Source organism: Bradyrhizobium sp. (genome assembly GCF_049519115.1).
GTDB lineage: Bacteria > Pseudomonadota > Alphaproteobacteria > Rhizobiales > Xanthobacteraceae > Bradyrhizobium.
The window spans coordinates 1-7,778 of sequence record NZ_JBEKRB010000119.1 but is presented as its reverse complement, the minus strand read 5'-3'; the positions used below and the strand labels follow the sequence as shown (position 1 = coordinate 7,778).

At 59.4% G+C, this 7,778-nt stretch carries 7 protein-coding genes; all 7 read right to left on the bottom strand.

The features are described 5' to 3' along the window. Positions 1-169: 169 nt before the first annotated feature. Positions 170-1,045, bottom strand: coding sequence for a ubiquinol oxidase subunit II (cyoA, locus tag ABSE61_RS35260; RefSeq protein ID WP_423875782.1), 876 nt, complete (start codon positions 1,043-1,045; stop codon positions 170-172). A gap of 1 nt (position 1,046) precedes the next feature. Beyond that, positions 1,047-2,054: a heme o synthase gene (locus ABSE61_RS35255; RefSeq protein WP_423875784.1), complete on the bottom strand. Its 1,008-nt coding sequence runs from the start codon at positions 2,052-2,054 to the stop codon at positions 1,047-1,049. Between the two features lie 83 nt (positions 2,055-2,137). Next, positions 2,138-3,871, bottom strand: coding sequence for a ubiquinone-dependent pyruvate dehydrogenase (poxB, locus tag ABSE61_RS35250; protein WP_423875781.1), 1,734 nt, complete (start codon positions 3,869-3,871; stop codon positions 2,138-2,140). Between the two features lie 362 nt (positions 3,872-4,233). Next, positions 4,234-5,091, bottom strand: coding sequence for a carotenoid biosynthesis protein (locus ABSE61_RS35245; protein WP_423875780.1), 858 nt, complete (start codon positions 5,089-5,091; stop codon positions 4,234-4,236). Positions 5,092-5,700: 609 nt separating this feature from the next. After that, positions 5,701-6,657 carry a LysR family transcriptional regulator gene (locus tag ABSE61_RS35240; RefSeq protein ID WP_423875779.1) on the bottom strand — a complete coding sequence of 319 codons (957 nt, stop codon included), beginning with the start codon at positions 6,655-6,657 and terminating at the stop codon, positions 5,701-5,703. 454 nt (positions 6,658-7,111) lie between these two features. Then, entirely contained in the window at positions 7,112-7,501 is a 390-nt protein-coding gene (locus ABSE61_RS35235) for a response regulator transcription factor (RefSeq protein ID WP_423875778.1), read from the bottom strand. Between the two features lie 107 nt (positions 7,502-7,608). After that, positions 7,609-7,761: a LuxR C-terminal-related transcriptional regulator gene (locus tag ABSE61_RS35230; protein ID WP_423875783.1), complete on the bottom strand. Its 153-nt coding sequence runs from the start codon at positions 7,759-7,761 to the stop codon at positions 7,609-7,611. Positions 7,762-7,778 lie beyond the last annotated feature (17 nt).

Below are 7,778 nucleotides of genomic sequence, written 5' to 3'. Positions count from 1 at the left end.
CGCTTGTGGTCGACCGAAGTAAGCCATTCGCGCCACAGATAGAGCCACGCGCCCTTCATGGTGATGAATCCGATGACGGCCACCACGACAAGGCCCATGGCCGCCGTTGCGCCCATGATGATCGGCTGATGAACGGGAATCGCGCTCCAATCAAGTTTGCCAAGGAGATTCATCGTTCTGCCCTCTGCGACGTTGAACAAATGCGTTGCGACGGATCGTCCGCAGCCGATGCGGTATTCACGATGCCGCCGAACAGATCGGCGCTGACGGCGCGGTAGGTGAACGGAACGACTGCTTGGCTTGGCTTGGCCAGTTCGGCATAGGTCTCCGAATCGAGCGCCCGACCGGTTTCCTGCGCTTCGCGGACCCATCGCGCAAAGTCGTCGCTTTCGACTGCATCGACCGTGAAGCGCATGTCGGAGAATCCCTCACCGCTAAACATGGTTGATAATCCTGGATAGGTTCCAGCATGGTCGGCCTGCAGCTGTAGGCGTGTTACCATTCCGGACATCGTGTAGATCTGGCTACCGAGTTGCGGCACGAAGAAGCTATTCATGACCGTCGAGGAGGTCAGCTCAAAGCTGATCGGTGTGCCGACTGGCACCATCAGATGATTGACGCTGGCGATGCCTTGCTCCGGATAGATAAACAGCCATTTCCAGTCGAGTGAAACGACCTGAACCGGGACAGGCTTGGCCGTAGAGCTAATCGCTTTGCGAGGATCAAGGTCGTGTGCGCCAACCCATGCGACGCCACCTACGAGAAGCACCGTCATGGCGGGGATCGACCAAACAAGCAGCTCGAGGCGCCCGGAATACTCGAAGTCCGGCAGGTATGCGGCGCGCCGATTCGATGCGCGAAACCAGAACGCGACGGCAAGGGTGGCGAGGATCGTCGGAATAACGATCGCCAGCATGATGCCGAGCGAGTTGAACAAGATCAGCCGCTCGGCTGCAGCAACGGGGCCTTTGGGGTTGAGGACGCCTTCTGAGCAGCCACCGAGTAGGAAGCAGAGTAAGGTGAGAGCAACTAAGCCATAGCGCATCTCAGGCCTCGTCTGTGTTTGCAACGGCGAAAGCGGCTGCAGTGCGGCGCGGGATCTGCAGGGCCGCGATCGGGACGGATCGCGTGATCCGCCGAGCGTCCTCACGCGTTGGGAGCGTCGATGATGATGGATCACCAATGCTATCAGCCAATAGGGCGGCAAACAGCACGAACAGGTAGGATATCGAAAACAGGAACAGACGCCGCGCCGCTTGCCGATCGGTGTCCGGGCTCCGACGTAGCTGCAAAGCCAGCGCAAAGAAGATCGCTCCGCAAGTGAGGGCAGCCACGCCGTAGAGTGCTCCGGCGCACCCCAGCGCCCACGGCAGCAACGAGGTCGGTACCAATAAAACGCTGTAGATGAGGATTTGCAGCGTCGTTGTCGCCCGTCCCGCAACGACCGGGAGCATGGGTACGCCGGCACGCCCGTATTCGTCCGCACGATTGAGCGACAGCGCCCAGAAATGGGGCGGCGTCCAAAGGAAGATGATCAGGAACAGAATGACCGGCTCGAAGCCGATGTTTCCGGTAGCGGCGGCCCAGCCAATCACCGGCGGAAGCGCACCCGCTGCGCCGCCGATAACGATGTTCTGCGGCGTCTGTCGCTTTAGCCAGAGTGTGTACACGGCGATGTAGAAGAAGATAGCGAAAGCGAGCAGCGCTGCGGCCGTAACATTGACGGCTATGCCAAGCACGGAGACCGCGCCGCAGGCAAGAACCAGCCCGAACGCAAGCGCCTCTCGGCGTGAAATTATCCCGCTAGGGATTGGACGCCGGGCCGTACGATTCATCAAGGCATCGATGTCGGCGTCGTACCACATATTGAGCACCCCAGCGGCGCCGGCTCCGGTGGCGATCGCGAAAATGGCAATAGAGGCTCGCAGCGGAAAGAGATCGACGCGCGCAATCATCATTCCGACGAATGCGGTGAACACCGCAAGAAACATGACCCGTGGCTTCATGAGCGCAACGAAGTCAGGCACTCGCGTCGGAAGGTGTTGCGTTGGCATTGCGACCTTAGTGTCCAACGCTGTCTTGAACGGTGCCGGAATGATGGTATCCAGATTTGCCATCCGTTCTCTCCAACTGATCTTCAGACCCACAGGTTCGATCGGGCCAGATCGACGAGATCGTCACCGCGACCGTTGAATACGGCTTTCACCATGTAGAGAGTGAACCCCTTGGCCATTTCCGCAGTAATGGCGGGCGGGATCGGGAGCACCGTCCGGCTCACCACCGCATCGACCAGCACCGGTCCGTTATGGGCAAGTGCGGCAGCGACGCTCTCCTCGACGTCAGCGGGGTCTTCGAGTCGAATCCCACGCACGCCGGAGGCTTCGGCCATCGCGGCAAAGTTGGGATTCTTGAAGTCGGTACCGAAGTCGAGAAATCCTGTGGATTTCTGCTCGATCTCGATGAAGCCGAGCGCACTGTTGTTGAACACCACGACCTTCACCGGCAGTCCGAGCTGCGCAAGACTGAGAAAATCGCCCATCAGCATGGTGAAGCCACCATCACCCGACAGTGAGATCACCTGCCGCCCTGGAAACGCCTTCTGCGCGCCAATCGCATGTGGCATCGCATTGGCCATCGAGCCATGCCAGAACGATCCGATCAGCCGCCGCTTGCCGTTCATCGCCAGATATCGCGCTGCCCAGACCGTCGGAAGGCCCACGTCGCAAGTAAAAACGGCGTCCGCGGAAGCGTGATCGCTGATCGCTTTGGCTACCTGTTGCGGGTGGATCGATTTGCGACCGGGCTTGCTGACCGCGAGCCCGTCGAGATCCTTGCGTGCCTTGCGGTAATGTTCTGTCGCGCGGTCGAGATGGGTGCGATCGCTCTTTTCCACGATGAGCGGCAAGACCATTTCTAGCGTCGTGCGAACGTCGCCCACCACGCCAAGATCGACCGGCGCACGGCGGCCGATTTGTTCGGGCCGCATATCTACCTGCCCGATGCGAACCCCTGCACCCTGGGGATAGAACTGGCGATACGGAAAATCGGTGCCGAGCATCAAGAGAATGTCGCAAGCGAGCATGGCGTAATAGCCCGAGGAAAAGCCGATCAGCCCGGTCATGCCGACGTCAAACGGGTTGTTCCACTCGACAAACTCCTTGCCTCGGAACGCGTGCACGATAGGGGCCTTCAGACGATCGGCGAGCGCGAGGACCTGATCATGCGCGCCCTGACATCCCGAGCCGCACAGCATCGTCACACGGCCATCGCCATTGAGCAGCGCAGCCAGCCGATCGACATCGGCGCGCGCTGGCGTTGCGACGGCTCGGCTTGGCAGCAGACCCGCCACCTTCGGCGGCGGCGCGGCCGCGGCGGGCTGAAGAGCGACGTCGCCCGGAATCACCACGACCGAGACACCGCGATTGCCCACCGCTTGCCGGATCGCGATCTCCAGAACGCGGGGCATCTGGTGGGCACCTGAGATCAGCTCACAATAGTGACTGCACTCCTTGAACAGATTTTCCGGATGAGTCTCCTGGAAATATCCAGCGCCGAGCTCGGCCGAGGGGATCTGCGCAGCAATGGCAAGCACCGGCACGCGGGACCTGTGACAATCAAACAGGCCATTGATGAGATGGAGATTGCCGGGGCCGCAACTCCCGGCGCAGACCGCAAGGTCTCCTGTCAGATGCGCCTCGGCACCGGCGGCAAAAGCCGCGACCTCCTCGTGCCGCACATGAACCCACTCGATCTTGCCCTGGCGGCGGATCGCATCGGTCAGCCCATTCAGGCTGTCGCCGACGATGCCATATATCCGCTTCACACCGGCGGCAGCGAGCGTTTCTGCAAATTGATCAGCGACGGTCTTCATGATCTCGCTCGTTTTTGGGAGCAACGCACTTGGTATGTCGGCTTTCCTGGAGATGGAAGCGGCGCCTTCGAAGCGCCAATATTTGGCGTAGTGCTCTTTAATATCTTTGCGGTATCATCAACGAGGAGAAAGTCCGACATCCGCGCATGCAGAGAGCGGACGGCGAGGGAGATCCCCGGCCATGCGGTCAAACGTGGCGGGCGACCGCGTAACGTCAACGTCCGTGAGGTTTTCGCTGATATCTTCTACTGCTCTCGATGGGCTGCCAGTGAAGGCGCTGCCGAAGAGCATAGCGCACCATTACTTCATGCTGTGGACTGGGACGCAGCCGCATTTTCCGATTTGCGACGAGAGTGCTGCGCCTAAAAATCGGATGTCTTCTCCATCCGTGCGATCTTGATGAAACCGAGAGCCGAGGCAAATATCAGCGTAAAGATGGAAGCAAGCGCCCCAGTTGTATAAATGTCGCCGGTCTGCCAGATGCGCCCGGTGGCGTCAGTGACGGCCTTGTCGGGCAGTCCAACGAAGTCGGCCTGGAAGTGAAGCGCGATGACCAGAAGGAGGCACGCCACCTGATACCAGTAGGTCTTGTCGATCTCCGCATGCGGAATAGCCGGTTGTTTTGAAAGATAAAACGCGAAGAGTTGATAGAAGACGTAGACCGTCAGAATCCATCCAAGGAAATTGCCGTAAGGCACGCCGAAATAACCGCCGCCATTTTGCCAGATCCACTGCTTGCCGATCGTTGCGCTGGTAGGATCGAGGCAGAAATCCCAACTAGCCATCACAAACGCCGCAATGACCGGCAGGCCCACCACGGAAAGCGGGTCTTTCCGGCGATCAGCGCCGTCGAGAAACACATTCGCCATCGTCCATGCGACATAACCGGTTCCGAAATAAGCCGGTCCGATCAGCAGGGGAACCAGAAACAGCTTCGGCCCCAGCGCGTCGGAGTAGTAATATTGGCCGAACGGAAAACCGGTCATGATGCTAAGGTTTTCCATAAAATTCGAGATGACGAGGCACCCCACGGCAAACACCGCGATGTCCCGAGCGCGGTAACGAACAGATGCGTGAATCAGCGCGAACGCGCACAAGGTAGCTGTATTGATCACGGCATTGATCGGGCTTTCGAGTTTTGGAAACAGAGGCGGAAGAAGTACCACCAGCGCATAGATTACGATCAGCAACCAAAGCATTCGGCCGGTACGTTTTCTCAAGATGCAGATCCTTTTCTGCTTTTGCCTGCTGCTGCCGCGGTTTAGCTAACGGGCGCTCTCGTCGGGGACCGAATCGAAAGTTTGTGACGGTCGGGCAGGCGTTTCCCTAATCGGCCAGTCCTCTCCTCAGCGCCGCCGCCTTGCGGGGCGTCGTCGCGATCCGCCTTCTTCATTTCCTCTGGTTCGATTGTCACCGCCGCGATTTTGCCGGTGAACTTATTCTATCAAAGTCGATCCGCAGAAGGCCGCGCTGTGGACCCTCGACGGCTCCGCGCGCATGCTTACCTGGAGATAGAAGCGGCGCCTTCGAGGCGCCAATATTTGCTTAGTGCTCTTTGATACCGTTGCGGTATCCACAACGAGGAAAAGGCCCGACATCCGCACTTGGCAGGGCGCAGTCGGCGCCCCCTATAACATTCTGTTGAATTCCGACAAGACTTGCTCGTCGTCATCGGATCTGCCCGGGGTTCATTGCGTTAACGTTGGGTGGAGTATCGATTGGTACGGTGCAGCCGTTGCGTCAGTCATCAGGCGCACGGATCCATCCAAACTGTGCGGCACGAGTGTCGGCCAAGCCGCCAAGCGCTACAGATCGATCCATCCAATAACTCATTCTATCAAAGTGGATACACGGAAGGTATTGGCGTTGACCTTCGAAAGCTCCGCGCTCTGGTGCACCGTACGGCTGTGCCGCCTTGCCGAATCCACGAAATTACGGACGATCGCGCAGCGATCATCCCGCCGATACGCAAGGCTGATCGGCGCGCGGGGCGCCTCACCTTCAATGCGCATATAGGCGACGCCTTCGAGGTGGATCTGCGCGATCGATTGCGGTACGATCGTCACGCCGAACCCCGCCGCCACCATGTGAACCATCGTCGATATCTGCGGCGCCTCCTGACCAAGCTTGGAACTGAACCCGGCCTGCTGGCAGCTTGCGATGATCGCATCATGCAGGCCTGGTCCTATGGTGCGCGGGAACAGGATTAAGGTCTCTTCGGCGAGGGCCGCGAGCGGCATGGAACGATCACCGGCACGGGGATGCCATTCCGGCAGCACGATGACCATGGATTCTTCGACCAGGGGCTCGATTGTGAGCCCTTCACCATCGCTCAGCGGCGGACGGACGAACGCGACGTCGATCTCGCCGCTCCGTAGACCTGCGACCAATAGCGGCGTGTTGCTTTGCTCCGGCGAGACGAGGACGCTGGGATAGCGCTCGCGGTAGGCGCGGATGATGCCGGGAACGAGCGGTTGGAAGCAGGTCGCACAGGCGAAGCCCAGGTGGATGCATCCGGTCTCGCCCCGCGCCCGGCTTTGCACTCCGGCCTTGATCCGCTCCACTTGGTCGAGGATTCCCCGGGCCTCATCGAGCAGCAACGTACCGGTCTCGGTGAGTTCCACGCCGCGCGTCAGGCGATGAAAGAGCGACGTACCCAACTCCCGCTCGAGCTGGCGGATCTGCAAGCTGAGGGGAGGCTGTTTGATGCCGAGCCGTTCGGCTGCGCGCCTGAAATGCAGCTCCTCGGCAACCGCGACGAAATAGCGGAGATGCCGGAGCTCCATAGTCCAACGCCTGGCGTTGGTCGCCTCGGCACACTTCGCCGTCATCGCGAGAAGCCTGCTCTGGTGATTCCGCAGTGCACTCCCCCTGTAATTACGTCCGAGATACGGAGAGTTCGCAAACATGGGCTCCCCCTCTAAGGCTCGCGTCGGTCAGGTCGCATTCACTATCTCTCGAGCCTAGTTCGCCCGGGACGATTGCCCCATTGCTACCGAGCTTAGTTTGACTATCGAAATGGTTGGGTGCCCCGATACTTTGGTTTAGCGGTGCTGCGGACAGTTTGGGCAACAGCGCAGGCTTGATCGACGGGCCAGCGCCTAGCGCGGGATTCGGCTGAGTGGTCGCACGTGTTGGCTAACTTAAACCGCCGATCTCCGGGGAACCCCACAGTCTAGCTAGGCTCGCTTGCGTTGTGCAAAGCCAGACTCCGCCTGTGCTCATCACGCTAGAAGGATCTCACTTCCTGGTCCCGCCGTCACGCTTCTTCAGGGCGGCCTGGAGACCTTGGATAAGGCTGTCCCCGTCGAAGGGCTTAGTCAGGTAGCAAATCGCCCCGGCCCTAAGCGCTTGCGCACGAACCCGCTCGTCGGGGAAGGCCGTGACGAAAATGAACGGCACGTGGTTCCCTTGGGTAAGCAGGTGGGCTTGCAACTCGACGCCGCTCATGCCGGGCATTTGGACATCTGCAATCACACACGAGAGGTCATCGAGGCGGTTCGACCGCAAGAACTCTTCGGCGGATGCGAATGTATTTACGATGTACCCGAGCGACCTCACAAGGCTATCAGTCGTGGCGAGCACGGATGCATCATCGTCAATGATTGCGACTAGCGGAAGCTTTGACAAGGCGGCCCTTCCTTGACGCGGAGACCGGGAGCCCATGGCGTCACCGTCGCCCCAACTGCAGATTGCATCATGGATTGGGATTAGAAAACGATACCTGGGTATAAGCTCTAGCGTTTCGGGCGATGGATTCCGAGCAGGTCAGCCATTCCTATAAAGTCAATCAACGACCGAGCTTTCATTTTTTGCATCATATGGCCACGATGGACCTTTACAGTGATCTCGGTAATGCCCAATTTGGCCGCGATTTGTTTGCTCATCAGTCCGGCAGCGACCTGTG

Excerpts from the sequence above, each read along its gene's own strand:
- cyoA (WP_423875782.1), bottom strand. The coding sequence starts at position 1,045 with ATGCGCTATGGCTTAGTTGCTCTCACCTTACTCTGCTTCCTACTCGGT.
- ABSE61_RS35255 (WP_423875784.1), bottom strand. The coding sequence starts at position 2,054 with ATGCCAACGCAACACCTTCCGACGCGAGTGCCTGACTTCGTTGCGCTC.
- poxB (WP_423875781.1), bottom strand. The coding sequence starts at position 3,871 with ATGAAGACCGTCGCTGATCAATTTGCAGAAACGCTCGCTGCCGCCGGT.
- ABSE61_RS35240 (WP_423875779.1), bottom strand. The coding sequence starts at position 6,657 with ATGGAGCTCCGGCATCTCCGCTATTTCGTCGCGGTTGCCGAGGAGCTG.